24 protein-coding genes are annotated in these 25864 nt (G+C 66.5%); 12 read left to right on the plus strand and 12 right to left on the minus strand.

What is annotated here, in order from left to right; translation table 11 throughout:
• Positions 1-43: 43 nt before the first annotated feature.
• Positions 44-4003: a ribonuclease R gene (gene rnr, locus IEY49_RS17595; protein WP_229780890.1), complete on the plus strand. Its 3960-nt coding sequence runs from the start codon at positions 44-46 to the stop codon at positions 4001-4003.
• 308 nt (positions 4004-4311) lie between these two features.
• Here the strand turns inward: rnr and IEY49_RS17600 are convergent, their stop codons facing one another.
• On the minus strand, positions 4312-5406 hold the full coding sequence (locus IEY49_RS17600) for an App1 family protein phosphatidate phosphatase (protein WP_189011153.1): 1095 nt from the start codon (positions 5404-5406) through the stop codon (positions 4312-4314).
• A gap of 93 nt (positions 5407-5499) precedes the next feature.
• Positions 5500-6282, minus strand: a complete 783-nt coding sequence (locus IEY49_RS17605) for an SDR family NAD(P)-dependent oxidoreductase (protein ID WP_189011155.1) — start codon at positions 6280-6282, stop codon at positions 5500-5502.
• Between the two features lie 64 nt (positions 6283-6346).
• On the opposite strand from IEY49_RS17605, the gene IEY49_RS17610 reads away from it, so the two are divergent.
• Positions 6347-7744: a S8 family serine peptidase gene (locus IEY49_RS17610; protein ID WP_189011157.1), complete on the plus strand. Its 1398-nt coding sequence runs from the start codon at positions 6347-6349 to the stop codon at positions 7742-7744.
• A 64-nt stretch (positions 7745-7808) separates the two neighbouring features.
• Complete coding sequence (locus IEY49_RS17615; RefSeq protein ID WP_189011159.1) at positions 7809-7979, plus strand: hypothetical protein; 171 nt, start codon at positions 7809-7811, stop codon at positions 7977-7979.
• Between the two features lie 37 nt (positions 7980-8016).
• Here the strand turns inward: IEY49_RS17615 and IEY49_RS17620 are convergent, their stop codons facing one another.
• On the minus strand, positions 8017-8862 hold the full coding sequence (locus IEY49_RS17620) for a hypothetical protein (protein ID WP_189011161.1): 846 nt from the start codon (positions 8860-8862) through the stop codon (positions 8017-8019).
• Between the two features lie 216 nt (positions 8863-9078).
• On the opposite strand from IEY49_RS17620, the gene IEY49_RS17625 reads away from it, so the two are divergent.
• Both IEY49_RS17625 and IEY49_RS17630 read left to right on the plus strand, forming a co-directional pair.
• The gene (locus IEY49_RS17625) at positions 9079-9672 is read left to right on the plus strand and encodes an HAD family hydrolase (protein WP_189011163.1); all 594 of its coding nucleotides are present in this window, start codon (positions 9079-9081) and stop codon (positions 9670-9672) included.
• Positions 9669-10337 (plus strand): hypothetical protein, encoded by a 669-nt coding sequence (locus IEY49_RS17630; RefSeq protein WP_189011165.1) that lies wholly within the window; start codon positions 9669-9671, stop codon positions 10335-10337. The genes IEY49_RS17625 and IEY49_RS17630 overlap by 4 nt, the downstream gene beginning before the upstream one ends.
• Positions 10338-10347: 10 nt before the next feature.
• On the opposite strand, the gene aceF is transcribed toward IEY49_RS17630, so the two are convergent.
• The 3 genes from aceF to yedA form a co-directional block, all read right to left on the minus strand.
• Positions 10348-12207, minus strand: a complete 1860-nt coding sequence (aceF, locus tag IEY49_RS17635) for a dihydrolipoyllysine-residue acetyltransferase (protein ID WP_189011167.1) — start codon at positions 12205-12207, stop codon at positions 10348-10350.
• 100 nt (positions 12208-12307) lie between these two features.
• Positions 12308-15037, minus strand: coding sequence for a pyruvate dehydrogenase (acetyl-transferring), homodimeric type (gene aceE / locus IEY49_RS17640; RefSeq protein ID WP_189011169.1), 2730 nt, complete (start codon positions 15035-15037; stop codon positions 12308-12310).
• Between the two features lie 92 nt (positions 15038-15129).
• Positions 15130-16017: a drug/metabolite exporter YedA gene (gene yedA, locus IEY49_RS17645; RefSeq protein ID WP_189011171.1), complete on the minus strand. Its 888-nt coding sequence runs from the start codon at positions 16015-16017 to the stop codon at positions 15130-15132.
• Positions 16018-16111: 94 nt separating this feature from the next.
• Between yedA and IEY49_RS17650 the strand changes: the two genes are divergently transcribed.
• The 7 genes from IEY49_RS17650 to IEY49_RS17680 all read left to right on the plus strand — a co-directional run bounded on the left by IEY49_RS17650 (position 16112) and on the right by IEY49_RS17680 (position 21918).
• The gene (locus IEY49_RS17650; RefSeq protein WP_189011173.1) at positions 16112-16570 is read left to right on the plus strand and encodes an Lrp/AsnC family transcriptional regulator; all 459 of its coding nucleotides are present in this window, start codon (positions 16112-16114) and stop codon (positions 16568-16570) included.
• Positions 16570-17475: a LysR substrate-binding domain-containing protein gene (locus IEY49_RS17655; RefSeq protein WP_189011175.1), complete on the plus strand. Its 906-nt coding sequence runs from the start codon at positions 16570-16572 to the stop codon at positions 17473-17475. The genes IEY49_RS17650 and IEY49_RS17655 overlap by 1 nt, the downstream gene beginning before the upstream one ends.
• A gap of 178 nt (positions 17476-17653) precedes the next feature.
• Entirely contained in the window at positions 17654-19669 is a 2016-nt protein-coding gene (uvrB, locus tag IEY49_RS17660) for an excinuclease ABC subunit UvrB (protein WP_189011177.1), read from the plus strand.
• A 417-nt stretch (positions 19670-20086) separates the two neighbouring features.
• Positions 20087-20494 (plus strand): putative dsRNA-binding protein, encoded by a 408-nt coding sequence (locus IEY49_RS17665; protein ID WP_189011179.1) that lies wholly within the window; start codon positions 20087-20089, stop codon positions 20492-20494.
• The gene (locus IEY49_RS17670) at positions 20491-21174 is read left to right on the plus strand and encodes an HAD family hydrolase (RefSeq protein ID WP_189011181.1); all 684 of its coding nucleotides are present in this window, start codon (positions 20491-20493) and stop codon (positions 21172-21174) included. Before IEY49_RS17665 ends, IEY49_RS17670 begins: the two co-directional genes overlap by 4 nt.
• 28 nt (positions 21175-21202) lie before the next feature.
• On the plus strand, positions 21203-21547 hold the full coding sequence (locus IEY49_RS17675) for a YraN family protein (protein WP_189011183.1): 345 nt from the start codon (positions 21203-21205) through the stop codon (positions 21545-21547).
• Positions 21548-21606: 59 nt separating this feature from the next.
• Positions 21607-21918, plus strand: a complete 312-nt coding sequence (locus tag IEY49_RS17680) for a hypothetical protein (protein WP_012692250.1) — start codon at positions 21607-21609, stop codon at positions 21916-21918.
• A gap of 82 nt (positions 21919-22000) precedes the next feature.
• Here IEY49_RS17680 and IEY49_RS17685 read toward each other — a convergent pair whose 3' ends face one another.
• The 6 genes from IEY49_RS17685 to IEY49_RS17710 all read right to left on the minus strand — a co-directional run bounded on the left by IEY49_RS17685 (position 22001) and on the right by IEY49_RS17710 (position 25692).
• On the minus strand, positions 22001-22495 hold the full coding sequence (locus IEY49_RS17685) for a hypothetical protein (protein ID WP_229780891.1): 495 nt from the start codon (positions 22493-22495) through the stop codon (positions 22001-22003).
• 39 nt (positions 22496-22534) lie between these two features.
• Complete coding sequence (gene folK, locus IEY49_RS17690) at positions 22535-23041, minus strand: 2-amino-4-hydroxy-6-hydroxymethyldihydropteridine diphosphokinase (RefSeq protein ID WP_189011187.1); 507 nt, start codon at positions 23039-23041, stop codon at positions 22535-22537.
• A gap of 5 nt (positions 23042-23046) precedes the next feature.
• On the minus strand, positions 23047-23412 hold the full coding sequence (gene folB, locus IEY49_RS17695; protein ID WP_189011189.1) for a dihydroneopterin aldolase: 366 nt from the start codon (positions 23410-23412) through the stop codon (positions 23047-23049).
• Positions 23409-24182 carry a dihydropteroate synthase gene (folP, locus tag IEY49_RS17700; RefSeq protein WP_229780892.1) on the minus strand — a complete coding sequence of 258 codons (774 nt, stop codon included), beginning with the start codon at positions 24180-24182 and terminating at the stop codon, positions 23409-23411. The genes folB and folP overlap by 4 nt, the downstream gene beginning before the upstream one ends.
• A 92-nt stretch (positions 24183-24274) precedes the next feature.
• Positions 24275-25072 carry an ImmA/IrrE family metallo-endopeptidase gene (locus IEY49_RS17705; RefSeq protein ID WP_189011199.1) on the minus strand — a complete coding sequence of 266 codons (798 nt, stop codon included), beginning with the start codon at positions 25070-25072 and terminating at the stop codon, positions 24275-24277.
• Between the two features lie 365 nt (positions 25073-25437).
• Complete coding sequence (locus IEY49_RS17710; RefSeq protein ID WP_189011191.1) at positions 25438-25692, minus strand: acyl-CoA-binding protein; 255 nt, start codon at positions 25690-25692, stop codon at positions 25438-25440.
• Positions 25693-25864: the final 172 nt, after the last annotated feature.

Here is a 25864-nt window from a genome sequence, read left to right on the forward strand (position 1 = left end):
AGACAACAGCCTCCGGGCGCGTCCTGAACACCCAGGTGCGTTCATGCCAAGAGTGAAAAAACAAGGTGAGGTGCCGGTCGAAGCTGTGACTGACGCCCCATCCGCCGAACAACCCAAACAGACCTCAGGCCAGCGGCGCCGAAACAAGGCCGCCGCGCCACCACAGACGGAGGACACCGTTACGACCAAGAAATCTACCGCCAGACGCGGTCAGGCAACGCCAGCAGCTGAGCCCGCAACGGATGCTCCCACGACCCGGCGCCGCAGAAGCGCTGCCGCTCAGGCACCTGTTGATCAGGCACCCGCAGAAGTGGCGCCGGCCAAACGTGGCCGGACGGCTCGCAGAACAGCAGGGCCTGTCACAGCAACCGAAGTGCCGGCTGCCACAAATCCCGAACCCAAGGTAAATGCGCCCGTAAAACGGGGCCGCAAACCTAGAGCCGCCCTACCGCAGGTTGAAGCCACCCCTGCTGCAGTGCAGGAAGAATCTGCGGCTGGACACCCGGTTCCCCCGGAGCCGGTGGTGGACGAGCCGGCAGCGCAGCTGCCTGCGCCTGCCCCCGTCAAGGCACGCCGGGGCCGTCCTTCCAAGCCTGTCCAGGAAACCCCTGTGGTCGATTCCTTAAGTGAAGCGCAGGAGCCGGTGGCCAGCACCGGGCCAGTGCCGGACTCAGCGGGACCGGCTGCGCCGATCAAGCGCGGACGCAAAACGCGCAACAGGGCGGCGGAGCCCACGCCGGCACTGGCCGATGCCGAACCCGTTGAAGTCCCCGACAGCGTCGTGACTCCCGAGCCTGTGATTCTGGAAGTGCCCAAGCGCCGGGGCCGCCCCCGCAAGAGCGTTCCGGCCCCGGTAGCGGAGCTCGATGGTGTGGAGCCGGTTAACACGCCGGACGCTCCGGCAGTGGTGGTCCGCACAGCCACGGAAGTGGACGAGGCTCAGGAACCGCTGGTGGACGTGGCCGAGGTGAACGCTGGCGTGAGCGCGCCAGAGGTGGTCACCGATCTGCCCACCCCGCGCGAAAGCTCCCGCAAGGGCAAGTCGCGCCGCGGGGCGCAGGCTGCCCCGGAGCCCGCAGCCACTCTGGCCCAGCCCGAAGAAATCCCTGCCGCTGCCGATGTACCGGAAGCTGACGATGAGGACCTGTCGGAAGACACCGATCCAGCCCAGTCACTGGTCGTGGCGCAGTTGCGCAAGCTGGGCCGCCCGGTGCACGTGCGCGACCTGGAGCGTACCTTCACGCGCCAGATGATGAATCGTCTGGGCGACTGGCGCGACCTGGAAGTCCTGCTTGAGACCCTGGTGGAATCCGGCACGGTGGTCCGGACCCGCCGGCGCACCTACGGGCTGCCTGAGGCGATGAGCCTGGTGCGCGGCAAGTTCCAGGCCTCCGCGGCGGGCTTTGGCTTCGTTGTACCGGATTCCGGCGGCGAGGACTACTACATCCCGGCCGAGCAGACCCTGGAAGCCTGGAATGGCGACATCGTGCTGGTCCGTATGGAAGGACGGGGCGACAGTGGCCGGGGCGGCGGCCCACGACGCGGTCAGCGCGGCGACGGCAATCCGCGCGCCTCGGTGGTGCGCATCGTGCAGCGTGCCTACTCCAAGCTGGTGGGTACTCTGGAATTCCATCACGGGCACCCGATTCTCAAGCCCGACGACCACCGCGCACGTCACCGCATCCTGGTACTGCCCGAGGGGCTCGAAGGCTTGCAGGCCGGCGCCCGCGTGGTCACTGAGCTGTTCTGGCCGGAAAACACCGGTGAGGACGAGGTCTTCGGACAGGTCGCCCGTGTGCTGGGTGAGCAGGACGATCCCGAGACTGAGACTGAAGCCGTGATCGTGAAGTTCGGCCTGCGCGGCGACTTCCCCGGCGAGGTCACGGCCGAGGCCGCCGCCATTCCGACCGAGATTCCCGCCGAGGCCCTGGTGGGCCGGCTCGACCTGCGTGAATTCAACATCTTCACGGTGGACGGCCGTGACGCCAAGGATTTCGACGACGCCATTCATATCCAGCCCACGCCGGAAGGCACCTTCGTGGTGGGTGTGCATATCGCGGACGTGAGTCATTACGTGCGTGAAGGCACCCCGCTGGACGACGAGGCCTATGCGCGCGCCACCAGCGTCTACCTGCCGGGCCGCGTGCTGCCCATGCTGCCCGAGCACCTCAGCAACGGGGTGTGCAGTCTGGTGCCCTACCAGGACCGCCTGACCATGACGGCCCTGGTGGAGCTCAGTGCCGAGGGCGACATCCTGGACGTCAAGATCGCGCCCAGCGTGATGAACTCCAAGGCGCGGCTGACCTACGACGAGGTTCAGGCCTACAGCGAGGCGACCGCCACGCTGCCGGACCACGCCCGTCAGCTGGAAGGCGACCTGCACCTGCTGCTCAAGATCACCTCCAAGTTGCGTCAGAAGCGCCTGCGCGAAGGCTCGCTGGACTTCAAGATGCGTGAGGTCAAGGTGGACGTGGGCCCCGACGGCCGCATGGAACTCATTCCCATCCGCGAGGAAACCGCGCGCGGCATGATCGAGGACCTGATGCTGCTGGCCAACAAGGTGGTCGCGAACTACCTGCTTCAGCGCGAAATTCCCACCCTGTTCCGCATTCACGAGGAGCCTACCCTGCAGCGCTTCCAGGAAGTCTCGCAGGCCATCGGGCGTCTGGGGCTGGCTTTCCCCGGCGGGGAGCCAACGCCTCAGGCCTACCAGGCAGTCCTGAAGCAGGTCCGGGGGACGCCGCGCGAAAGCGTGGTCAACACGCTGCTGCTGCGCTCCATGCAGCAGGCCAAGTACGCCGGCGAGAACCTGGGGCACTTTGGACTGGCCTTCGGCGAGTACCTGCACTTCACCTCACCGATCCGCCGCTACCCTGACCTGATGGTGCACCGCGTGCTCAAGGGCGTGCTGACCGGCGAACTCCGGGCGGGCAACCGCGAGGTCGCCAGGCTGCAGGGCCGCCTGCCGGCCATGGGAGATCACACCAGCGACCGCGAGCGCACCGCCGCCGAGGCCGAGCGCGACCTGACCAAGTACTACCAGGCCAAGTGGGCCCAGGAGCACCTGCAGGAGACGTTTGCCGGCAACGTGTCGGGCGTGGTCGCCAGCGGCCTGTATGTGGCGCTGGATAACGGGGTGGAAGGCAAGCTTCACATTTCCAACCTGGACGACGACTACTACGTGTACATCGAGGACGCGCAGATGCTGCGCGGACGCTCGGGAGGCCAGACCTACCGCCTGGGCGACTCGGTGACCGTGACCATCAGTGCCGTGAACCCCATGGCCCGCATGATCGACCTGACCCTCGGGGACAGCACCCAGGAGAGAGACATGAACGAAGTAAAACCCCGTGCCCGCCGCCGCGAGGAGCGCGAAGCGGAACGGCGCGAGAAGCTGCAGAACGTCACGCCTACCGCGCCGCGCAAATTCACGCTGGACGACCCTCAGCCGGCCGTGCAGAGCGCCCCGCCCCGTCAGGGACGCGCGGGTACAGGCGGACGCGGCTACGAGCGTGAACGCAGTGGCGAACGCCGTGGACCGGGTCAGCAGGGCCGGACTTTCAGTGGCGCGTCCATGGGGCCCCGCATACAGGGGGGCGCGCGTCGCGTGATCACCCTGGAGCGCCCCCGCAACGAGCATCTGCGCCCGGTGAACATTACCGTGCAGCGCATGTACTTTGGGGACTGGACCCTGGAAAACATGCCGCCGGAAGAGCCCCAGGGTGGGCGCGGCGGGCGTTTCGACCGCCCGGACCGGGCCAGCGGTGAGCGCGGCAGCCGTGGGTACACCCGTGGCAGCAACGACCGTGGCGCGGTGGGGCGCGTCAACGGCCGGCCCAGCAGCTCTCAGGGTGGCAGCCCCCAGAGTCAGGCACAGCTTTCCCCCCGCGCGCCACAGGCCGCCGTGGCCGCGCCCGTCAGCGACAGCCAGAGCGACGAGGCCAAGCGCCGCCGCCGTCGCCGGGGTCGCCGTGGTGGGAACGGCGGCCAGTCTCAGGACTGACAGCGGTATTCCGTTCTGTCAACGGGAGTGCCCTCCTCCCGTCGACCCCACTCCAACCACCGTTGTCACGGTCACTCGCTCCCCTTGCCCTACAGCTCTGAGCACCACGCCAGTCTTTCAGGGGCCACCGAACTGATCCGGTGGCCTCTGCCGACGTGTATCAGGGCAGCTCACAGCGATATCGCGTTCTGTTGCCGGGAGGAGGTATTCCCGTCGACCCCACTCCATCTGCTGTCTGTCGTGGTTACACCCTGCGCTCGCCCCACAGCGGTTGGGGTAGAAACCTTCGGCCGCTGTGGGTACCGTTTTCAGGTTTCGTAGGAGCGGGCCACACTGGTCAGGACGCTGCGGTATTCACCTGGTGTGATCAGGCCCATGGCCATGGCGTGGCTGGCGGCGTTCAGGCTGTCGGCCGTCAGTACCAGATCCACCCCGGCCTTGCGGACCTCCGCGCGCAGTTTCTGCACGCCCTCGTCTCGGGAGGCCTCGGTCACGTCGCGGATATAGACCGCCAGCACCCGGTTGGGATGACGGCGCACCACCTCGGCATAAATTTCGGGGTCCTTCTCACCACTGTCTCCGACCAGTACGAAAGGAAGCTGCGGGTACTTGCGGAACAGCTGTTCGATCATGGTGTGCTTGTAATTGCCGTGACCGGACAGCAGATCAAAGCCCCAGTTGCGCAGGAACAGCGGCCCCAGCGGAATGCGGCGGTACTCCAGAAACTGCCACAGCAGGTCGAAGAAATTCCACGGGCTGCTGGAGACGTAAAAAATCGGGTTGCGGGCCTCTCCCTCGCGGGTCAGGGCGCGGTACAGCGCCCCGACCCCGGGAAACGGCAGCCGGGTCCGGGCGTTTCCGCTCAGGACAGTCTGCAGCATGCGCACCACGCTGGTCACGTCCGACTGGATCACAGTGTCGTCCAGGTCGCTGATAATGCCGTAACGGGCCGCCGCAACCACCTGCACGCGGCCGGGCGTCACCCCTTCACGGCCACCGATCTGCAGCGAGACCTGGTGCCAGCCGCCAGCCAGCGGTTCAGGCGGTGCGAACACCAGCGTGAAGTACCCGTCCGAATCGCTGACAGCTGATACGCTCTGGCCACCCAGCGTCCCGGATACAGTCACGCCGCCGACCTCGCGCGAGAGCATGCGGCGAAGGATGTTCTGCACGTTGCGCAGCCGGCGGTCGCCCTTGCGGGCCGGATGGATCGTCCGCGGCAGCAGCACCCGGCCCGAGAGCTCGACATGCTCGGGGGTGCCCCAGCCGACATAAGGCTGCAGGATCAGCTTGCCCCGGGCGCGGCGGGGTTGCAGGTAGCGGCTGGCCGTCCGGTCGGTGACCGTGACCAGCCTTTCGAGTACCGGCAGCAGGGCCTTGAAAGCAGTCTTGGCGGAGCTCACCCGCCCAGTGTAGTCGGCCTCCTGCCCGGTCGCCTCAAGGTGGCCTTAAAGCAGCGTTGGGTTGGAACCGTGGGGCGGCGCTGGGTCACCACCTCAGTTCGGGTGGTTGTAGCGCCGGCGGATCAGCACCCGGCGGACCAGCAGGTCGCCCACTCCGGGAAGCGCCGCGTCCAGCAGTGCCACGGCCCGGTAGGCCCCGGGAACAATCACTTCCCGCTGTGGGCGGTCCATGACAGCGGCCACCGCCCGCGCGACGACTTCCGGCCCGGGCATGGGCAGGCGGGCGCTGGCGGTCATCTCGCTTTGCACGAAGCCCGGGGCGATCAGACTCACGTTCACACCGGTGCCCAGGAGTTCACGGCGCAGGCCCAGGCTGAAGCCCCGCAGGCCGAACTTGCTGGCACTGTAGATCCCGTTGGTCGCGGCGCGCCCGGCCACCGATCCAATATTGATGATGTGGCCCGCACCACGCGCGCGCATGTCCGGCAAGGCCAGCCGCGTCAGTTCGATGGGCGCTTCAAGGTTCACGCGCAGCACCCGCATGGGGTCGGGGTCGTCCCACCACCAGCCCTGTTCCACGGTGACACCCGCGTTGTTGATCAGCACGTCAATCCGGCCGAAATGTCCACAGGCGACCTCAATCAGATAACGGCGGGCGTCGGGACTGGTCACATCGGTCGGGACGGCGATCACCCGCTTCCCACTGGCGTCCAGTTCCAGCGCCAACTGCATCAGCTGGTCGGCGCGGCGGGCAGCCAGCACCAGGGTGTGCCCCCGGGAGGCCAGTTCCCGCGCCGTGGCGCGCCCGATCCCGCTGGAAGCTCCGGTCAGCACCACCACACTGGGCAGGGCCTGTTTCGGCTGGGTTGTGGTCATAGCGTGATGGTATCCCCAAGCGGGGCTCAGGTGAGCATCAGGCGGTCACAGGAAACTGCGGGGTATGCGTCGCACCTCCCGCCTGCCGGTCTTATTCCCGACACGGTCCTCGCGTCTGCTGGTGCTGGGCGCGATCGCGCTGGGCACCGTCAGTGCCCAGCAACCGGCCCCGGTCCCTGCCCGGCCGGTCAGCACCCCGGCTCCCCTGCCGGAGTTGCAGCCGGTTCCGTCTCCCCTTCCGGCGCTGGTGCCGGTCCTCACGCCGCTGCCCACCACACCTGCCACCACGGTGCCCCGCACCACACCGCTGACGGTGCCGAGGCCAGCCCCGACGCCTGCACCCATGACAAGCATGTCGGTGCCCCGCCCAAGCGATCCACTGTACGGACGACAGTGGAATCTGCAGAGTATTCAGATGCCCGCTGCCTGGGCGCAACTGCCGGTCGGGCGGTCCTGGGGTTCGCCGGTTACTGTGGCGGTGCTGGACACCGGATATGTCAGCAGCCCCGAACTGAACGGACGAGTCGTGAACGGCTACGACTTTGTCAGCAACCCGGCGCGTTCCGGAGACGGCGACGGCCGCGACCAGGACGCCAGCGCCAACGGCCAGTACGCCTATCACGGTGAAGTCATCGCCAACCTGATTGCCGCGGCACACGATGGGCGCGGCATGGCAGGGCTCAATCCGCAGGCCCGGATCGTGCATGTGCGGGTGGCCGGCACCGACGGTCTGATCGAGGTGCAGGATCTGGTGGATGGCCTGAAATGGGCAGCCGGCATTCCGGTCCCCGGCGTGCCGGCCAACCCCAACCCGGCCCGCCTGCTGAACCTGAGCCTGTATGCCGACTTCATCCCCCTGACCCGCTGCGACCCGCGCGTGCAGGCGGCTGTGGACGCCGTCACCGCCCGGGGCACACTGGTGATTGCGGGGGCCGCCAACGACGGCGCCGACGCTGCCGGGTACTCACCAGCCGGGTGCCGCAACGTGCTGACCGTGACCAGCGTGACGCAGAGTGGTCAGCGCCCCGGCTACGCCAACTGGGGCCGCAGCGTGGCCCTGGGAGCGCCCGGAGGTGAGCAGGGGCAAGGCATCCTCGCCAGCAGCCTGAGTGGCGTAAACGGTGAGCGCAGTCCTGAGGGCACCAGTTTTGCGGCTCCACATGCCACCGGCGTGGCCAGCCTGCTGCTGATGGTCCGGCCGCGCCTGACCCCGGCGCAGCTGCGTGACCTGCTGACCCGGACGGTCACGCCCTATACGGCTGGCTGTGATTCTGATCCAGCCCGGACCTGCGGCGCGGGGCTGTTGAATGCCTCGGCAGCGCTGCGGGCCGCCCTGGCGTCAACTCTGGGAGCGGCCACTCCAGCGGCCGGGGTCAAGACCTCCCCTGCGCCCGTGCGGCCGGCACCTGCCCCGATCCGGCCTCCTGCAGCCCGGCCACCGGCAGGAAACACAAGCCGTTGATGTCCGGCGCCGGGACCACCTGCCCCGCCACAGACGTTAGCCTGACGGACATGAGGTCAAGCGAATGAACGCGCCCGCCTGGCGTGTCTGGCTGGTGGGAGCCCTGATGGTTCTGTGGGGCGTGCTGGCGCTCCGTTTCGTTCAGCGCAACGAGCTGGTCATGGCCGGGTTGTGTGCGCTGCTGATGATCGTCAATGGCGTCACCCTGTGGCGTCTGACGCAGCACGGGAAGTGAGAACCGCGGCTGAAGCCGAGCTGCTGACGCCCTGGGTTCAGCCCAGGCTGAAGCGCGACAGCCGGTGGCCCCGCGTGCGGTGACGTCGGATGATCGTCCGCACCGGGAGCACCTGCCTGGGCGTCATCCACGACTGCGACGGTTTATGAAAAGCCCAGCCGCCGCCCAGGGTCACGGCGGCGTGCTGGCTCAGGCCATCGGCGCTGCGCCAGATGAGAAGCGTGCCCGGCTGATCGTCCCCTCCGCCGGGCGACGTATGGTCCCGGACAAAGGCTTCGAAGGGAGCCCGCTGCATCCAGGCATGTTCAGCCTCTGCTATGCCTGCTGCTCCCATAACGGCACCAAAGCAGTTTCCAGCCTGGCCATCCTCGGCAAACGTGCCGGCCAGCGCCTCCACACGCGGCAAGGATGAGGCGGCGCGCTTCCATACCCCTCGGGGCACAAGGTCGCGTTGGCAGGGGGCGGCCCCGGCCAGAAAGAGCCGGTCCAGCACGGCCGGTGTCAGCAGTTCGGCTCTCCACAGGAAGCGCCCAGGTGTCAGGCCCGGAACAAGGCTGACATAGTGCTGACCCAGCGGCACATTCCCACGTCCGTGCCGGACCTGAAGTCCGAGCAATGCCCGCCGCTTTGCCTGTGGCAGCTGTGCCCACTGGCCAAATGTCAGCCACGCCACCCGGTCGGCCTGCCCGGCCACGTTCCAGATGGTGAAGGTGTCGCGGTCCTCCGGGGTCCACGAGTGTCCAGCGCGGGGCTGGGACGGCAGCTCCAGGCCCTGGCTTTCTCCTGCTGTCAGGAAAAACGGCTGTCGTTCCGGAGCGAGTAAAAGCCGCCAGCGGCACAGGTCTGCCGGGGTGACCGGGATATTCAGGATCCTGTCCGTCATGCCTGTCCTACATGGGGCAGCGCTTGCTGGATTCCCCGGGTCACCTCTTCCAGACAGCACAAGCAGCCGGGCCCACCACTGAGCATCAATAGCGTCAGCCCGCTTCCCACACAGGAAACGTGCCGTAGAACACCCTCAGGCGCAAGAAGCTGCATTGCCCAAGTGTGGCGCGCGGCAGCGTTCTGGCACATCGGCCATTCCCGTTAGACTCGCCCTGTGAATCCTGAGACCCATGTCCTGCTGCTTGATGTCGATGGCGTTCTGGTGACCCCGCCGGAATGGTTCGGCGCGCGGCTCCTGCGTGAGCACCCGGAACTGACCCGGCAGTTTTTCCAGACGGCCTTTTACGCTGCCTCGACGGGAAAAAGCGATCTGCGCACGCACCTGCCCGGGTTCATTGCCGCGCTCGGGCGTACCCAGACCGCCGACGAATTCCTGCACGAGTGGCTGGAATCCGAGAACCATCCCAACACCCCGCTGCTCGACGATGTCCGGCAGCTCCGCGCGGCCGGCTGGCGCAGCTATCTCGCCACCAACCAGGAAGCGCACCGGACCCGGCACCTGCTGCATGAGGTCGGCCTGAATGAGGTGGTGGACGGTGAATTTGCGAGCTGTACAGTGGGCTACCGCAAGCCGGACCCGCAGTACTTCGCGGAAGTGACCCGGCGGCTGGGGGTGGCGCCGGAACAGATCGTGTTCTGGGACGACAACGCCGACAACGTGGCCTCGGCCCGGGCCGCCGGCTGGCAGGCTCACCTGTATATCGGCAGGGGCCACTTTGGGCGCGTCATGGCGGGCCAGAACACATGAACGCCCTGGAGCCTCTGCTGCCTGTCCTGCAGACCCTGGAGCCTCTTGGTTTGCCTGAAGGGGCCCTGCAGGGCTGGTACGCCTACGCGAACCAGAAGCAGGCCGCGAGACTGGCCGGGCACATGAAAGTAGAACTTGGGCTGATCCACAAGACCTTCCCGGCTCAGGTGGATCATGCCTACCTGCGCTCCGACGCCTTTCAGGCCAACGTGGTTCAGGCTGTCCGCGCCGCCGAGGTGGCCGAGTCGGAAGACAAGCTGCACTTTATTGCCCGGGCCCTGGCGAGCTGCACCCTGGCTTTTGCGGCTCCCACGGTTGACCGCTTTCAGACGCTCCGCCTGATCGAGGCCATTTCCGACCGGGAACTGCGTGTCTTTGTCGAGTATTTCCGGGGGCTCGACCCCATCAGCCCCTTTGACGATGGTGTGCCGGTCAGCACGCCGTTCTCGGTGGCCGGGCTCTCCAGGCAGGAGACGAGCACCGCCCTGCTTGGCCTGGAGCAGCTTGGGCTGCTGGCAAAAGAACCTCTGCCGTCCCAGGACGATTGGGTAGACCGACCCGGCCTCGCCTGGAAACTGACCGCTCTGGCGCGTCAGGTGGCCGTGCTGGGCCGCCTGAATGGCCACGAAGATGGCCCCGATCTCTATGAACCGGGGCCATTCTGAGCGGGACGATTTAAAGCGAGATCAGGAAGGGATCTTCCAGCGACTCGCAGATGAAGCGCACAAAGCGCGCCGCGTCCGCACCGTCGATCAGGCGGTGATCGTAGGTCAGGGAGACCGGCAGCATGTTGCGCGGCTCGAAGCTGCCCGTTTCCTTGTTCCACACCGGCTCGAAGCCGCCGCGTGAGACACCCAGGATGGCCACCTCGGGCGAGTTCACGATGGGCGTGAAGGCGTGCCCGCCGATGCCGCCCAGGTTGCTGATGGTAAACGTCGCCCCCTGCATCTCGTCGGGCTTGAGCTTGCGGTCACGGGCGCGGCCGGCCAGTTCGCTCAGTTCCAGCACCAGATCGGTGATGCTCTTGCGGTCGGCGTCCTTGACGACCGGCACCAGCAGGCCCACCGGGGTATCCACAGCCACGCCGATGTTCACGTAGTCCTTGTACACCACCTGCTCGGCGTCCAGATCCAGGCTGGCACCAAACTTGGGGAACTTGTGCAGCGCGTTGGCCACGACCTTCATCAGGATATGGGTCATGGTGAGCTTGCCGCCGGCCTTCTCCACCCGGGCGGCAAAGCGCTTGCGCGTCTCTTCCATCAGGGTCACGTCGGCCTTGTCAAAGTGCGTGACCATGGGAATAGTCGTCCAGGATGCGGTCATGGAGCGCACAGTGGCCTTGCGGATGCCGCTCATGTCCTCGCGGCGTACTGCCCCCCATTTCTCGAAGTTGGGGAGGGTGGCAGCCGCAGCGGCGCGGGGAGCGGCCGCCTGAGCCTCTGGCGCAGCCGGAGCCGACACGGCAGGCTGGGCCTGAGCCCCCGCCAGCGTACGCCGCACGTCCTCCTCACTGATACGCCCGGCAATGCCGGTGCCGTGGACGGTCTGGATATCCACGTGCAGTTCTCGTGCCAGGCGGCGCACACTGGGAGCCGCTGGAATGATCGTCCGGCCATCGTAGGCCTGGGTGTTGTAGGGACGCTCGGCCCCCGGCTGCTGCGTGCCGGGTTGGGCGCGCTCGGGCGGCAGGCTGGCAGCGTTGGCTGCAGCGGGGCGTTCGCTGCTCAGGCTGGCCACCGGGGGCGCGTCCTGAACAGGAGTGGTCTGGGCTGGAGCAGTCTGAACGGGAGCCGCCTGGGCCACTGCCGGAGCGCTCCCCGCCAGCGTCAGCAGCACGCCGCCGACCTTGACCGTGTCGCCCACCTTGACCTGTACGGATTCGACCGTCCCGCCAGCACTAGCCGGCACCTCGACCACCGCCTTGTCCGTTTCGATCTCGATCACCGGCTGGCCTTCGGTGATCGTCTCCCCTGCCTGAACCAGCACGGTCACGACCGTCCCCTGCTCGATGTTGTCGCCGACGTCGGGAAGCGTGACCTGCTGCACTGCGCCGCCCTGAGCCGGCGCAGCCTGCTGGGGGGCCGCCTGCTGAGAGGCGGCCGGGCTGGCCGCAGGTGCCTGGGCCCCACCCTGATGCGCCTGCTCCTTCTGGCTTTCCACCTGGGCAGCCGCGACGCGTCGGGCCGTCTGTGCATCGTCCGCCACGGTGCTGGAATCCGGCTCGGCCGCGTTGTCGGGCAGGTTGCCGGTCGTAGCAGCGCCCGCGTCAGCGGTGGTCGGAGCTGCCTCCGGTGCAGCTCCACCCCCCAGTGTCGCAATCAGGCCGCCAACCGGCACGGTGTCTCCGACCTTCACATTCACGGCCTCGACGGTCCCTGCCGCACTGGCCGGCACTTCCACCACGGCCTTGTCGGTCTCGATCTCGATGATCGGCTGGCCTTCGGTAACGGTGTCACCCGGGTTGATCAGCACGGTCACGACCGTACCTTTCTCGATATTGTCCCCCACGTCGGGGAGGTTCAGCTGGGTCGCCATGGCTCACGGCTCCTTTGGGATCAGGGAAAAAGGTGGGGGCGGGCGCGGTGTCTATTGTTTCAGTCCCGGCCCGCCGGTCTACGCGGGTTCGCCTTAACGCTTAGCGGAGAACCGGGGCTTCGCGCTCCGGGTCAATGCCCAGGTCGGCGATGGCCTTTGCGACCACATCGCCAGCAACCTGACCGTCACGCTGCAGCGCATACAGGGTAGCCAGTACGACGTGCCGGGCGTCCACCTCAAAGAAGTCGCGCAGTTCCTCACGGGCCTCGCTGCGGCCGAAGCCGTCGGTGCCCAGGGTCCACAGCTTGCGTTCCAGGTGCCCGTTGAGGCCGTCGGCACCCAGCTTCACGTAGTCGCTGACCGAGATCAGCACGCCGGGCGCGTTCTCCTGGCTGAGCTGCTGCGCCACATACGGCACGCGGGGGGCTTCCAGGGGGTGCAGCATGTTGTGCCGCTGGGCCAGCAGGGCGTCCTGATGGAGTTCCTTGTAGCTGGTGACACTCCACAGGTCCGCCGCCACCCCGTAGTTTTCGAGCAGTTTGACGGCTTCCTGCGCCGCGCCCATCGCCGGGCCGCCGGCCAGCAGCTGTGCACGCAGCTTCGCGCCCGTGTTCGCGGACCTCTGGAACCGGTAGAGGCCCCGGATGATGCCTTCACGGATTTCCTCGTGAGTGCGCCCGTCGTCGGGCATGGCAGGCTGCTGCTCGTTCTCGTTGTCGATGGTGACGTAATAGAACTCGTCGATGCCGTCTACGTACATACGCTGGATGCCGGTTTCGAAAATCACGGCCAGCTCATAGGCGAAGGCAGGATCATAGACCTTCAGGTTGGGCACCACGTAGGCCTGCAGCTGGCTGTTGCCGTCCTGGTGCTGCAGTCCCTCACCGGCCAGGGTGGTGCGCCCGGCGGTGGCCCCCAGCAGGAAGCCGCGCGCACGCTGGTCCGCGGCGGCCCACACCAGGTCGCCGATACGCTGCATGCCGAACATGGAATAGAAGACATAGAACGGAATGGTGGGCACGCCATGGTGCGCGTAAGCCGTGCCGGCCGCGATCCACGAGGACATGGCGCCGTCCTCGGTGATGCCTTCTTCGAGCATCTGACCGTCCTTGGCTTCCTTGTAGGCCATCAGCGAGCCGAAGTCCACCGGACGGTAGGTCTGGCCGCGCGGGCTGTAGATCCCGATGCGCGGCACCAGGGCGTCCATCCCGAAGGTGCGGGCCTCGTCCGGCACGATCGGCACGATATATTTGCCGACCTGCTTGTCGCGCAGCAGCTTGCTCAGGATGCTGACGGCGGCCATGGTGGTGCTCACGGCGCGCTCGCCGCTGCCCCTGGAAAACTCCTCGTAGAACTCGCCGGTGGGAACGTCCAGTTTGGGGTACTCCACCTTACGGGCGGGAATCGGACCGCCCAGCGCGGCGCGGCGTTCCTGCACGTACTTCACTTCCGGACTGTCAGCGCCAGGATGGTAGTAGTCCAGGTGCTCGACCTGCTCGTCGGTCAGCGGCAGCTCCAGCAGGTCACGCAGGTTCTTCAGCGCGTCGAACTCCAGCTTCTTGACCTGGTGGGCCACGTTGCGGGCCTGCGCGGTCTCGCCCAGGCCGTATCCCTTGACGGTGCGCGGAATGATGATGGTGGGGCTGCCCTTGTGCTTAATAGCGGCGGCGTAGGCGGCGTAGACCTTGTGCACGTCGTGACCGCCGCGGTTGAGCAGCTCCAGGTCGGCATCCGTCCAGTCGGCGATCAGTTCCTTGAGCTCGGGGGTGTTGAAGAAGTGCTCGCGCAGCTCCTTGCCCCCGAAAGCGGCGTAACGCTGCGACTCGCCGTCCACCAGCGCCTCGAAGCGCTTGACGATGTGGCCGTTGTAGTCCTTTTGCAGCAGCTCGTCCCACTTGCTGTCCCAGATGACCTTGATGACGTTCCAGCCCGCGCCGCGGAACAGCGCCTCGAACTCCTGGATCACCTTGGAGTTGGCTCGCACCGGGCCGTCCAGGCGCTGCAGGTTGGCGTTGAGCACGAAGATCAGGTTGTCCAGGTTCTCGTAGGCGGCGAAGCGGATGGCACCGACCGACTGCGGCTCGTCCATCTCACCGTCGCCCAGGAAGGCCCAGACCTTGGCGTCGCCGGCCGGCTTGAGTCCACGGTTTTCCAGGTACTTGATAAAGCGCGCCTGATAGATCGCCTGGATCGGACCCAGGCCCATGCTGACAGTCGGGAACTCCCAGTAGTCGGGCATCAGCCAGGGGTGCGGGTAGCTCGACAGGCCCTCGCCTTCCTTGCTCAGCTCGCGGCGAAAACGGTTCAGGCGCGCCTCGTCAAAGCGGCCTTCCAGGAACGAGCGGGCGTAGACCCCGGGCGAAGCGTGCCCCTGGTAGAACACCAGGTCGCGGTCCTGGCCGGCGCCGTGGCCCCGGAAGAAGTGGTTGAAGCCCACTTCCAGCAGTTCGGTGGCGCTGGCGTAGGTGGACAGGTGCCCGCCGATGCCCTCGCTTTTCTTGTTGGCCTTGACCACCATGGCCACGGCGTTCCAGCGCATGATGTTGCGGATCTTCCGCTCCAGCTCCAGGTCACCGGGGTACTCGGGCTGGTCTTCCAGGGCAATGGTGTTGATGTACGGCGTGGTCTGCTTGAACTCGATCGGCGCGCCGTGAAAGTAGGCGTAATGGTCGAGGTCTTCGAGCAGTTCTGCGGCGCGCCGGGTGCCGGCATCGGCGACCACATAGGCCAGCGAGTCGAGCCATTCCTGCGTTTCGACGCTGTTCAGCTCCGCGCGTTCCTGTAGAGGCAGGCCCGCACGCGGCGGGCTTTTCCGGGCAGCTTTGGTCATGCTGCCCAGTCTAGGCTTCTGATTTCCACAGTTCCAACAGGCGAGTATGCGTGCACTGACCATGAATGCTGGTTAATCGAATTGCGCCCGGGCTACCCCTCTGCCCGCTGCCCCGGCCACACGACCAGTCCGACTCCCGCCACGATGACCGCCAGCGCCGCCCAGCCCAGCGCGCCGAGGTGTTCCCCTCCCAGCGCCACGCCCAGAATGATGGCCACGACCGGATTCACGTAGGCGTAGCTGGTCGCCAGGGCCGGGCGCGTATGCGCGACCAGATACATGTAGGCGCTGTAGGCCAGCAGGCTGCCGAAGACGGTCAGGTAAGCCAGCGCCCACAGGCTGGAGGCCGTGGGTGTGCCCCAGCGTTCACCCGTCAGCACGCTCAGCAGGGCCAGCACCCCGCCCCCGGTGAGCATCTGCGCGGCGCTGCCCATCAGCCCGGCAGGCAGTGGCAGGCGGCGCGACCACTGGCTGCCGAACGTCCAGCACAGCGGCGCCAGCACCAGCAACACGGCGGCCAGCGGCGTGGCGCGCAGCTCTCCCAGGTTCAGCAGCACGACTCCCAGCAGACCTACAGCGATGCCCAGCCATTCACGCCGCCGGGTCCGCTCGCCCCACAGCGCCGCAAAGATACCGGCGAACAGTGGGGACACGGCGATCATCAGCGCCGCGACACTGGAACTCGCATCCCGCTCCGCCAGGGTCACGAAGCCGGTGCCGCCGCCCAGCAGCAGGGTGCCGATCACCACGCTCCAGACCCATTCGCGCCGGGTAGGTGCTGCCGCCCCCCGCAGTCGCAGGAACGCATAAAGCAGCACCCCCGCGACAACAAAACGCACCCCCAGCATGCCCAGGGGCGGCAGGCTTCCGATGGCGACCTTGATGGCGTAGTAGGTGCTGCCCCAGACCACATACACCACCGCAAGCGCCCCCAGCACCGTGAGCGTCAGTGTGGGTCGTGGCAGGGTCTGGGTCGTCATGACCGTCATGTTAGGAGGGAAAGATGGGGTACGTACAGTCACTATTTAAAGTTTCAGCGAATCGGAGCCACCGATGTTAAAGTAACGAGCGACCATGACCTACGATCCCGCACGCCATCTCGACGAGATCGGCCAGCAACTCCTGTGTGCGCTGCAGGAGAACGCGCGGCTCAGCTTCAGTGAGCTGGGGCGCCGTGTGGGACTCAGTGCACCTGCGGTGGCCGAACGTATGCGCCGTCTGGAGGACGCCGGCATCATCCGGGCGTACCGCGCCGAGATCAATCAGGGGGCGCTGGGCCGTGGCCTGCAGGCCTACCTGCGCCTCACGCTGCGTTACGGGCAGGAGGAGGCCTTTGTGGCTCAGCTGGCCCGGCTGCCAGAGGTTCTGTCGGCCGACCGCGTGACAGGTGAGGACTGCTATGTCCTGAAGCTGGCCGTGGCAGACACGGCTCATCTGGAAACGGTTATCGGCGTGATGAAACGCTACGGTGAGCCGGTCACTTCGATCATCCTCTCCAGCGTGCCGCGCCCGGGCCTGCGTCAGGGACCCTGATGGAACTGCGTCACCTGCGTCACTTCGTGGCCCTGGCCGAGGAAGAGCACTTCGGGCGCGCCGCCGAGCGGGTGTTCGTGGTGCAGCAGGCCCTGAGCAACTCGATCCGCAACCTGGAAGACGAGGTGGGTGTGCCGCTGGTGCTGCGGACCACCCGCCGGGTGCAGCTCACCCCGGCCGGTCAGGAATTCCTGACCGGCGCGCGGGAAACGCTGGCCCTGGCAGGTCAGAGTGTGGACCGGGCGCGGCGCGCGGCGCGTGGAGAGGTCGGGCGCCTGACGGTCGGCTTCGTCAGCGGGCTGGCGTTCGGGGGGCTGCCGGAAATCGTGCGCCGCTTCCGCGAGCTGTACCCGAACGTCAGCGTGGACCTGCGTGAACTGACGGCCCAGGAACAGGAGGCCGCACTACGCGGCGGGCTGATCGACATCGGGCTGATGCTGCTGCCGGTCCGTGACCCCGGGCTGGACTCGCGCGCCCTGTGGCGACAGCCGCTGGTCGCGGCACTTCCGGCCGGGCATGTTCTGGCCCGCAAACGCCGCCTGACCATCGCCGCGCTGCGCGACGAGCCGTTCGTGTTTTTCCCCCGGCACCTGCGCGCCACCTACTTCGATCAGGTCATGCGCTGGACCTCTACAGCCGGCTACACGCCCAACGTCGTGCAGGAGGCCATCGAGGTGCCCACCCTGCTGTCACTGGTCGCAGCGGGCGTGGGCGTGTTCCTGCCCATCCAGTTCTTCAGCCGGCTGGCGCTGCCCGGCGTGGTGTACCGCCCGCTGGAGGACGCTCCGCTGGTGGAGATCGTGGCAGTGTGGAACCGCCAGCGGGCGCCGGCGAATCCCATCGTGAAGGCGTTTCTGACGGTGGCGCGCGAGGCCCTGGACGCCCAGGAGCAGCAGATTCTCTGACCTGACCGTCTGGGAGGCTCTGCACTCTTTCTTCTGCACACCTTATGGCTTGCCTGAGCCTTCACGTCCGCCGTCCGGCTTACCTTCCTCTTACGTCAGGGGCGTAAACTGGGGGGATTCGTTCGGCGTTCAGCCTGTGCCCATCCGTTCTGCCGTGTTCCCTGCCCGTGGAGGTTTCATGCTCAAGGTCAGATCTGCATTCACCCCGTCCGGCGACCAGCCCACTGCGATCCGTTCCCTGGTGGAGGGTCTGGACAACGGCCTGCGCTTCCAGACGCTGCTGGGGGCCACCGGCACCGGAAAAACGTACTCCATGGCCAAGGTCATCGAGGAAACGGGCCGCCCCGCCCTGATCATGGCGCCCAACAAGATTCTCACGGCCCAGCTGGCCAGCGAGTTCCGGGAATTCTTTCCGGAGGCGGCGGTGGAATTCTTCATCTCGTACTACGACTACTACCAGCCCGAGGCGTACGTGCCGGGCAAGGACCTGTTTATCGAGAAGGACGCGGCCGTCAACCAGGAAATCGAGCGGCTGCGGCACTCGACCACCCGCAGCCTGCTGACCCGCCGCGACACCATCGTGGTGGCCTCGGTCTCGTGCATCTATGGCCTGGGCGATCCCAAGGAATACACCGCACTGAACCTGATTCTGAAAAAGGGCGACGCGGTCAGCCGCGACGAGATTCTGGGACGGCTGGTCAACATGCAGTACGAGCGCAACGACATCGAGATGATGCCGGGTCGCTTCCGGGCCAAGGGCGAAATGATCGAGGTGTGGCCGGCCTACGACGAGCAGCCGCTGCGGATCGAACTGTGGGGTGACGACGTGGAGCGTATCAGCGTGGTCCATCCGCTGACCGGAGACCGGCTGGCCGACCTGGACGCTACGGTGGTCTATCCCGCCAAGCATTACGTGTCCAGCGCCGGGAACATTGAGCGGGCCATCGGCACCATTCAGCGCGAACTCGACGAGCGGCTGGAATACTTCAGATCGGTGGGCAAGCTGCTCGAGGCGCAGCGTCTCAAGGAACGCACCCTGTACGACCTGGAGATGCTGAAGGTGCTGGGCTACTGCTCGGGCATCGAGAACTACTCGCGGCACATCGACGGCCGGGCGCCGGGTGCGACGCCCTATACCATGCTGGACTACTTTCCCGACGACTTCATTACCTTCATCGACGAGTCGCACGTGACTGTCCCGCAGATCGGGGGCATGGCCAACGGCGACCGCGCCAGAAAGCAGACCCTGGTGGACTACGGCTTCCGCCTGCCCTCGGCGATGGACAACCGCCCGCTGAACTTCCAGGAGTTCATGGACAAGACCGGGCAGACCGTGTTCGTTTCGGCCACGCCAGGTCCCTTCGAGCGCGAGGTCAGCGACGCCGTGTCGGACCAGATCATCCGGCCGACCGGTCTGGTGGACCCGCCGGTGACGGTGAGGCCCATCAACGGCCAGGTGGAGGATCTGCTGGGCCGCATCCGCGAGCGCGCCGCCATCGGCGAGCGCACCCTGGTCACGACCCTGACCAAGCGCATGTCGGAGGACCTGACCGAGTATCTGCTGGAAAAGGGCGTCAGGGCGCGCTATATGCACAGCGACATCGACTCGGTGGAGCGCCAGGTAATCATCCGCGACCTGCGGCTGGGGCATTACGACGTGCTGGTGGGCATCAACCTGCTGCGGGAGGGTCTGGACCTGCCTGAAGTCTCACTGGTGGCCATTCTGGACGCCGACAAGCCCGGGTTCCTGCGCAGCGAACGCGCCCTGATCCAGACCATCGGCCGCGCGGCCCGCAACGTCAACGGTGAAGTGATCCTCTACGGCGACACCATCACCCCGGCCATGCAGTTTGCGATGGAAGAGACGGCCCGGCGCCGCGAGAAGCAGACGGCGTACAACGAAGCCCACGGCATCACGCCCACCACCGTCATCAAAGGGGTACGTGACGTGATCCGCGGCGAGGAACAGCCTGAGGAGATCAGCTCCGCCACCCTGGGCAACGACCGGGACAGCCTGACCGCGCAGCTCACCGACCTGGAACTCGACATGTGGCAGGCCAGTGAGGACCTGGACTTCGAGCGCGCCGCCAGTCTGCGCGACCAGATCCGCGCCATCGAGGCCAAGCTGCAGGGCAAGGAGTTCCAGCAGGCCACTGTGCCGGGGCAGAAGGTCCGGCGCAAGGGCCGCCGCTAGACGAAAGCCAGTTCTCGAAAGACGGGGCGCTTCCCACACAAGAGGCGCCCCGTCTTTTAGCCTTTTCGCGTTACCAAGGACGACCGTCTCTGCCAGCCCCAAACAGCTCCACTGCGCTTCCGGGGGTTCCAGCAACCAGCTGCGCCCCCCCCACCCAGCAAAAGAACTGGTAAGCCAGGGGCAGGTCCCGGACGCACAGAGTCGGTGCTTGCCTAATACTCGCGCGCAGACACCTACCAGGGCGAGCGTGCCGTACAGCAGGGTGCTCACGCCGTCCCGGATTCCCCGGCAGGCTTCTGAGAACAGCCATCCGTGCCCCACAGCAGGACACGAATCCTCCCCGGGCACATCACGCGCCGCACCGTGCAGCTGGGCGCAGCCCGGGAACGCAGCGGGACCACGCGCTACGCTGGGCACATGAACGCGAAAGGTGACCTGATTGCCCGGCTGGTGACACTGGGCCGCGCGGCCCCGGTGTTCGAGGTCGAGACCTATGGCCCCGCACACGAGCGGCTGTTCCGCGCGGTGGTGACGGTGGACGGCCAGCCGCTGGGCTCCGGCGAGGGCCGCAGCAAGAAAGACGCCGAACGGTTGGCTGCGGAGGAAGCGTTGCAGGCGCTGGGCAGCCCCCGCAACCTACAGCCCGCTTCTGAAGAGCCCGCCGATGGACCCTGGCCGATCTACTCGGCTGTGCTGGCCCAGGCCCTGGAAGCCGCTCTGGAGCTGGCTCCTGAGGACGCTTCGCTGGACGAAGTGCGCGGGGCGGCCGCACGACTCTACCGCGATCTGTTGCAGGACCTGGGGCACGGCCCCCTGAACGAATGAGCGCCCTCCCCCGCTCTCAGGGGTGGCCCTGGCGACCTGCCGGCGTGCTGTTTGACATGGACGGCGTGCTGACGGCCAACAACGCCTTTCACCGCCAGGCCTGGCAGGAGGTCGCCGCCGAGCTGCTGAACCTGAACCTGTCCGAGCATGACCTGGACACCAAGGTGGACGGCGGACGCAATCCGGAGATCATCGAACGCCTGACCGGCCGGGTACCGGACGAGACGCTGGCCCGGACCTTTCACGACGCCAAGGAAGGCCGTTACCGCGCTCTGGCCCAAGGCGCGTTGCGGGAGGTCGCGGGCCTGAGCGGTTACCTGGACGTGCTGGACTCACGCGGCATTCCCTTCGCCCTGGTGACCAGTGCCGACGCGGTGAACGTCGCCTTCGGCATGGAGGCGCTGGGCTTCGGGGACCGCTTCCGGCAGCGGGTGCTGGGCGAGGATGTCACGCGGGGCAAACCCCACCCCGAGCCCTTCCTGATGGGCGCCGCCCGCCTGGGCCTTGACCCGGCCGACTGTCTGGCCCATGAGGATGCGGTCAACGGCGTCCTGAGCGCGGCTGGTGCCGGCTGCCGGGTGGTGGCGCTGAGCACCACCGCGCGGGCCGAGGCCCTGCTGAGCGCCGGGGCCGAACTGGCGGTTCCGGACTTCCGCCGCTGGGACACCTGGCTAGCATGACTGCCCTGCAGCATGACTGGTGCCGCTCATGAAAGGGGCTGATGCCGAGGCTCGCGCCGCCACGCATCTGCAAAGCCTGGGCCGGGAGGTCATATATCGCAACTACCGCATCCGGGGCGGTGAAATAGATCTGGTCTCGCGTGAGCCCAGCGGAACGCTGGTGTTCACAGAGGTGCGCCAACGACGCAGTTGCAGATACGGAAGCGCCGCCGAGAGCATCACGCCGCGCAAGCTCTCCCTGATGCACCGTGCCGCCCTGAACTACCTGGTGCGGGAGTGTGGCCGCGATGATCTGCCGTGCCGCCTGGAGGTCCTGACCATTGATGGTCCGGCCGATAGCGGTGTACTGCGCATCATTCCTCTGGATGCGTAGACGCCGCAGGCCAGCAGGCAGCACCGGGCAACAATCCGACATGGGCTAGAATCCGGGACATGCGACCTGCCTACCTGACCGCGGCCCGGGCCCTGCAACTGGGGCGCGAGTGGGCCGTGGAAGGCGAGCAGCATCGGGCCCTGGATGCCTACAGTGAAGCCCTGTCCCTGTTGCGGGGCCTTCCGCCAGAACGGACGCGTGATGTGCTGCTGGCGCATACCCACCTGGCCTTCTACCAGACGCTGGCGCTGGGCGGCAGCCAGGATGGCCAGGAACATCTGCACCTGGGGGTCAGCTACGCGCGCAGCACCCGTGATCCGCTGGCCCGCGCCATCGCCGAGGAATGCCTCAGCGGGGAAGTGGCGCTGTAAGACCGGCCTGCGAGTTCAGGCCAGGACGACAGGCGCCGCTCGGAGAATGACTTTCCGAGCGGCGCCTGTCGTCCTGCCGTCTTTACTGGCTGGGCAATTGCACCTGCGCGACGACCTTGCCTTCTGACTTGCTGTAGGAGCAGACCAGGGGCAGTTCACCCAGGGTCCGTGCTGTACCCCCACGGGTCACGCCGATGGTAGCGGGCATGGTCATGGTCCAGCCACCAGCCTGCACCGGCTGCACTGCCTCGACAAGCTCGACCGAATCTGCTTCAAGTTCGGCGTGCACGTGGTCCTGCGGGCCCAGGGGCTGCCCCTGCGAGATCAGGGTCTTGAGCGGAATGCTCTGACCCATCGCGGCCACGGTCAGGTTCTCCGAATCCTCGGCGAGTTCCTTGCACTCGTGCAGGAACTTGTATTTGCTGATGCCGTGAGTCTCACGGTCGCTGTACAGCGGGTTGGCGCGGCTGGTCACGGCGACCACGAAGCCCAGCAGCAGCAGGCTCAGAAGAATGGCCAGCCACAGCAGCGTGCGTCCGGCGGCACCCCGGTGGGAGGAAGAGGTCTGGTTACTCATGCTGAGGCCCAGCATACCGCCCCAGGCGCTGCGGGCCTATCAGTGTCCGGTGAAGGGAGACCAGTCCAGCCCGGCGAGAGTCACGCCGCTGAGGTCTATGCGCCTCAGCGCCTGCGCTACGGTCTCTCCGGTCAGTGGGTGGGCCAGAGCCGGATTCAGATCGTTCAGGGGGCACAGCACGAAGGCCCGCTCCCAGGCCCGGGGATGCGGCAGCGTGAGCACAGGATCAGCCTGAATGTGATCACCATACAGCAGGAGGTCAAGGTCCAGCACGCGCGCCTCCCAGCGCTCGTGGCGTTTGCGCCCGGCGTGCTCCTCCAGACCGTGCAGGACCCGCAGCAGCGCATAAGGATCCAGCAGGGTCCGCACGTGTAGCGCGGCATTCAGGTAGTCCGGCTGGCCTGGGGGGCCTCCCACCGGAGCCGTACGGTAGAGGCGAGATGACGCCTGCATGTCCCCCAGGGCAGCGATGGCATCGCGGGCCCAGCACAGCGTCCCGTAGGCATCGCCCAGGTTGGCTCCCATCGCGATGTAGGCATGGTGCATGGCCGTCAGGTCATGTCCTCCCGGCTCAGGCCAAGTTCGGCATACACATCGCGAAAGACCCCAGGCAGCGGAGCGAACGGCTTGTGAACCCGGACCAGGACGCGCAGTAGCCGTGGCTGGTCGCGCAGCAGACGCCGCGCGATGCGGGCGGAAAGCACCTCGATCAGCTGGTGACGCTGCTGCGTGACCTCCTCCTGCACCGTCTGATAGACCGCAGCGTAGTTCACGGCCTCGCTCAGGTCGTCGCTCAGATCCGCAAAGGGGTAATGCAATTCCACGTCCACCACAAAGCGCGCGCCCAGAACGGCTTCGGTTTCGTAGACGCCGTGGTGGGCATGAAATTCCAGCCCTTCGAGAACAACGCGGCTCATGCCCGGGATTCTAGTGCCGCCTGCACCCGCAGGGCCTGAACATGGGCCTCGGCGGCATGCGCCCGTACCAGGGCCGCGCCATGACGCGCCGCGTGCAGATGCAGCGCGAGACTGCCCGGGTCACGCTCGGCGGCCTCCGGGACTCCTGCCAGGAAATCGATCAGCCGTTTGCGGCTCGCGCCGACCAGCACCGGGTGGGGCCCGGCCGTCAGGTCCTGCAGTGCCCGCAGCAGCGCCAGATTATGATCCCGCGTCTTTCCAAAGCCGATGCCAGGGTCCAGCACCACATCCGGTACGCCGGCGGCCAGCACCTGGGCAGCCTGATCCCGCAGGTAACCGTGCACCTCGGCCACCACATTCTCGTAGTGGGGACGATCCTGCATGGTGCGCGGTTCGCCCTGCATATGCATCACGCAGGCCGGCGCGCCTGCCTCCGCACAGATCCGCACCATCTCGGGATTCCGCAGGCCGGTCACGTCATTGATCAGGTGGGCGCCGGCTTCCAGGGCTGCGTGCGCCACCTCGGGTTTCATCGTATCCACGCTGAGCAGAACATTTTCCTGCACCAGGACCCGGAGCAGAGGCAGCACACGGTCAAGCTCGACCTCGGCCGGCACCGGGTCTGCGCCAGGACGGGTGCTTTCACCACCGATATCCAGGATCAGCACGCCAGCCTCCTGCATGGCCCGGGCCCGGGCCAGGGCAGCGTCGAGCATGTGGTGCCGGCCACCATCACTGAAACTGTCGGGGGTGACGTTCAGGATGCCCATGACGGTAGTGCCCGCCCAGCTCACCCGCCAGCGTCCCTCTCGAGTGCCCTCCGATCCAGGAACCGGAAATCCGAAGTGCAAGTGCTGGCCCTTCAGGAGGCCACTCCTGCAGCTTCCGGCCTGTCCGGATCCCCCTCGCTGCGCACCGCCGGCAGGGCAAAGCTGACCAGGACCCGCTGCCGTTCAGGGAAGGCGTCCACATAGGCAGGCATGCGCCGCCCTGAGCGGAACGGCACGTAGCTGTCCTGCGCCAGCGGCAGCCGGGTATCCAGGGCTAGGGCCGCCGGATGGTCGTCCGGCACCGGGGTTCCCACGCTCAGGCTGTACTTCACGCCTGCCGAAGCGCTGCTGGCACGAACCGTCAGTTCCTTACCCCCACCGGCGCCTTCGCTTTCATCGTCCTGCCGGGTCACCGCACAGACCGCGTAAATGACCGATGACGGGGTGCGCTCCGCCAGGGCGTACAGGGCCGAGGTCGCACTCACATCTGCGCGCCGGGCCAGTTCGGCGAGTGCGCGCCCGGTCGGGCCGAAACGCGTCAGCAGGTCGTCTATCAGTTCGGCGGGCATCAGCAGGGCTGCTGCTCCCACATTGCATAGGGTCTCAATGACCTGCTCCAGCCGGTCGCCCTCGTACTCGTCATGCAGGTCACTGAGCAGGTCGTCATCGCCCAGCAGCAGGGCATGGCTGATCTCATGTGCCAGGGTGAAGCGTTGACGCTCCGGCCGGACCTGGCTGTTGATCAGGATGACGCGGTGCTCGGGGTCATAGGCCCCGTCACGTTGACCCATCGGCATGAATGTCAGCGTGATGCCGTCGAGCCCATGCATGAGGCTGTGGGTATCCCGACCAGGCAGACCCGCCCCATAACTGGCTGCGAGGTCACGCATGCGTGTTTTCGCGGCAGCCAGCGCTGTAGGCGGAGGAGCAGGATCCGTCACCCCGGCAGCTTACAGCAGTTCCTGGAAGAAGAGAGTCTGAAAAGCCGCCTTCCGTCGGCTCTGGACCCTGTAACACCAGAAAAAATCCGTTGTTGGAAATCTGTTGCTGGCAGCCCCAGTGCTCGCATTCCATGAGACGGACATCGATCCCAACCGGGTCATAATGATTTCCCGCAGCAAGGAAGCCCGAGTCTTGCGCGTTCAAGACGCAGAACTGACCTCTCCATCTAAATCCTGGAGACGGGCGAAAAGGCGCAACGGACAATAAAAGAAGGGCCCTGGAACCGCAAAGAACCTTGACGATGTTGCGAGGCTTACTGCTCCTGAGCTATCAGGCCCTGCACCAGTTCGACATAGGCCTGCTGGGCTTCTTCGGGGGCTTGACCTTGCAACTGTGCCCAGGCGTCGTACTTCGCACCGCCTACAAAATCAAATCCACTGGGACGTTTCCCGCTGACGTCACCTTCGCTGCCCTGCTTGTACAGCGCATACAGCTTGAGCAGTACATCGTTACCAGGTTTCCTGGTCAGGGTCTTGACGTCCTGTTGTGCTTGTTCGAAAGAGGTCACAGATCAAATTGTACTCGGTTCAATCCAATGGTCAGCCCTGAGGCGCCTACCACCTACAGACACCACCAGAGCCCGCCCGCGGTTATTTTGTGCTTTTCCCTCCCCTGCCGGGCATCCACAAGCGCGCACCCCCGCGGGAGGCGGGGGTGCTGAGGATGCAGAAAAGGTGGTG

Source organism: Deinococcus malanensis (assembly GCF_014647655.1).
GTDB lineage: Bacteria > Deinococcota > Deinococci > Deinococcales > Deinococcaceae > Deinococcus > Deinococcus malanensis.

Excerpts from the sequence above, each read along its gene's own strand:
- rnr (WP_229780890.1), top strand. The coding sequence starts at position 44 with ATGCCAAGAGTGAAAAAACAAGGTGAGGTGCCGGTCGAAGCTGTGACT.
- uvrB (WP_189011177.1), top strand. The coding sequence starts at position 17,654 with ATGCTCAAGGTCAGATCTGCATTCACCCCGTCCGGCGACCAGCCCACT.
- folK (WP_189011187.1), bottom strand. The coding sequence starts at position 23,041 with ATGCACCATGCCTACATCGCGATGGGAGCCAACCTGGGCGATGCCTAC.
- IEY49_RS17670 (WP_189011181.1), top strand. The coding sequence starts at position 20,491 with ATGAGCGCCCTCCCCCGCTCTCAGGGGTGGCCCTGGCGACCTGCCGGC.
- IEY49_RS17605 (WP_189011155.1), bottom strand. The coding sequence starts at position 6,282 with ATGACCACAACCCAGCCGAAACAGGCCCTGCCCAGTGTGGTGGTGCTG.
- IEY49_RS17615 (WP_189011159.1), top strand. The coding sequence starts at position 7,809 with ATGAACGCGCCCGCCTGGCGTGTCTGGCTGGTGGGAGCCCTGATGGTT.
- IEY49_RS17680 (WP_012692250.1), top strand. The coding sequence starts at position 21,607 with ATGCGACCTGCCTACCTGACCGCGGCCCGGGCCCTGCAACTGGGGCGC.
- aceF (WP_189011167.1), bottom strand. The coding sequence starts at position 12,207 with ATGGCGACCCAGCTGAACCTCCCCGACGTGGGGGACAATATCGAGAAA.
- IEY49_RS17610 (WP_189011157.1), top strand. The coding sequence starts at position 6,347 with ATGCGTCGCACCTCCCGCCTGCCGGTCTTATTCCCGACACGGTCCTCG.
- IEY49_RS17650 (WP_189011173.1), top strand. The coding sequence starts at position 16,112 with ATGACCTACGATCCCGCACGCCATCTCGACGAGATCGGCCAGCAACTC.
- IEY49_RS17630 (WP_189011165.1), top strand. The coding sequence starts at position 9,669 with ATGAACGCCCTGGAGCCTCTGCTGCCTGTCCTGCAGACCCTGGAGCCT.
- folB (WP_189011189.1), bottom strand. The coding sequence starts at position 23,412 with ATGAGCCGCGTTGTTCTCGAAGGGCTGGAATTTCATGCCCACCACGGC.
- yedA (WP_189011171.1), bottom strand. The coding sequence starts at position 16,017 with ATGACGACCCAGACCCTGCCACGACCCACACTGACGCTCACGGTGCTG.
- aceE (WP_189011169.1), bottom strand. The coding sequence starts at position 15,037 with ATGACCAAAGCTGCCCGGAAAAGCCCGCCGCGTGCGGGCCTGCCTCTA.
- folP (WP_229780892.1), bottom strand. The coding sequence starts at position 24,182 with ATGGGCATCCTGAACGTCACCCCCGACAGTTTCAGTGATGGTGGCCGG.
- IEY49_RS17655 (WP_189011175.1), top strand. The coding sequence starts at position 16,570 with ATGGAACTGCGTCACCTGCGTCACTTCGTGGCCCTGGCCGAGGAAGAG.
- IEY49_RS17675 (WP_189011183.1), top strand. The coding sequence starts at position 21,203 with ATGAAAGGGGCTGATGCCGAGGCTCGCGCCGCCACGCATCTGCAAAGC.
- IEY49_RS17685 (WP_229780891.1), bottom strand. The coding sequence starts at position 22,495 with ATGAGTAACCAGACCTCTTCCTCCCACCGGGGTGCCGCCGGACGCACG.
- IEY49_RS17705 (WP_189011199.1), bottom strand. The coding sequence starts at position 25,072 with ATGCGTGACCTCGCAGCCAGTTATGGGGCGGGTCTGCCTGGTCGGGAT.
- IEY49_RS17620 (WP_189011161.1), bottom strand. The coding sequence starts at position 8,862 with ATGACGGACAGGATCCTGAATATCCCGGTCACCCCGGCAGACCTGTGC.
- IEY49_RS17665 (WP_189011179.1), top strand. The coding sequence starts at position 20,087 with ATGAACGCGAAAGGTGACCTGATTGCCCGGCTGGTGACACTGGGCCGC.